The following is a 1,512-nucleotide window of genomic DNA, read 5'->3' as shown; positions in this document are numbered from 1 at the left end:
GAATGGCACTTACTTAACGGCTAACCGGCTGATCTGACTACAAAAAAATGAAAAAAGGCCGCCCTTGGTCTACGGTGATAGTTGCGAACACACACCACTAGAATAAGGACAGCCCGCGTGAATCGTAGACGTCAAATCGTCAGGCATCAACAGCAGCGCATTCAGCAGCACGCTAAAAACAGCAATGCCCATGCGTTCTTTAAGCTGCTAGCCGATCCGGCGCTGCTACAGCGTGTCGAGTCAGTGATGCCCAAGCATCGTCAACGGTTGTTCCCGCCGACTGAAACGCTGTCGATGTTTCTGGCTCAAGCCATGAATGCCGACCGTTCTTGTCAGAAGGCCGTGAATGATTTTTCGATCAAACGTTGCTGCGATGGGCTAAGCCCCAGCAGCGTGTACACCGGCGCTTATTGCAAAGCACGGGCGCGGTTACCGGTAGAGATGGTTTCAACATTGTTGCGCTCCACGGGATCAACGATGAGTAACAACGCGTCACCATCCTGGCGCTGGATGGGGCGTCCGGTGCGCCTCGTAGATGGCACCACAGTGACCCTGCCAGACACTGCGGCCAACCAAGCTGCCTATCCGCAATCGCGTGGTCAGAAAGCAGGACTGGGTTTCCCCATCTGCCGTTTGGTAGGAATCATTTGCCTGGCCAGCGGTGCTGTTTTAGATGCCTCGCTGGGACGTTTTCGAGGCAAAGGTGGCGATGAGCAGACGCTGCTCAGGACGATGCTCGACACTCTGAATCAAGGCGACATTGTGTTGGGCGATGCCTACTACGCAACGTACTTTTTGCTGTGCGAACTGCAACGTCGTGGGATCGACGGCGTGTTCGAACAATATGGCGCTAGGCGACGCAGTACCGACTTTCGGCTCGGGCAATCGCTGGGGCCGGAAGATCATTTGGTTGAGCTGACAAAACCTAGGAATCGACCTTCCTGGATGAGCCAAACTTATTACGACGATGCGCCTGAAACACTGACAGTACGTGAACTGAAAACCGGCGGAAAAATCCTGGTAACCACCTTGAACTGCCCGCAGCAAGTACCCAAAGCTGGGCTCAAATCACTGTACAAAGACCGTTGGCATGTTGAGCTGGATCTACGCAATATCAAGACAACGCTGGGGCTTGAAACGTTGAGCTGCAAGACGCCTGGCATGGCTGTAAAAGAGTTATGGGTGTATCTGCTGGCGCATAATTTGATTCGGATGATCATGGCCAAATCCGCGCTATTAGCTGATTGCTTGCCACGCGAGCTTAGCTTTAAACATAGCCTTCAATTATTCCTTGCGATGCGGCAGTACAGCTGCGACGAACAAGACGATAGGGTGCAGGATTTACTCAAGTTGATCGCCAGGAAACGTGTCGGAAACCGGCCGGGACGGATTGAGCCTCGCGCCATAAAACGAAGGCCCAAGCCTTACCCGATGTTGATGCAGACGCGCTCGGCGGCAAGGGCCGAGGTCAGGAAAAATGGACACCCGAAGAAGGTTAAGTAAGTGCCATTC

1 protein-coding gene is annotated in these 1,512 nt (G+C 53.5%); it reads left to right on the top strand.

What is annotated here, in order from left to right; genetic code table 11:
* Nucleotides 1-117 precede the first annotated feature (117 nt).
* The gene (locus GNF76_RS29200; RefSeq protein WP_069786347.1) at nucleotides 118-1,503 is read left to right on the top strand and encodes an IS4 family transposase; all 1,386 of its coding nucleotides are present in this window, start codon (nucleotides 118-120) and stop codon (nucleotides 1,501-1,503) included.
* Nucleotides 1,504-1,512: the final 9 nt, after the last annotated feature.

This window comes from Pseudomonas spelaei, assembly GCF_009724245.1.
Taxonomy (GTDB): Bacteria; Pseudomonadota; Gammaproteobacteria; order Pseudomonadales; family Pseudomonadaceae; genus Aquipseudomonas; species Aquipseudomonas spelaei.
Note: the sequence above shows the minus strand (reverse complement) of the source record. Positions and strands in the feature narration are given on the sequence as shown.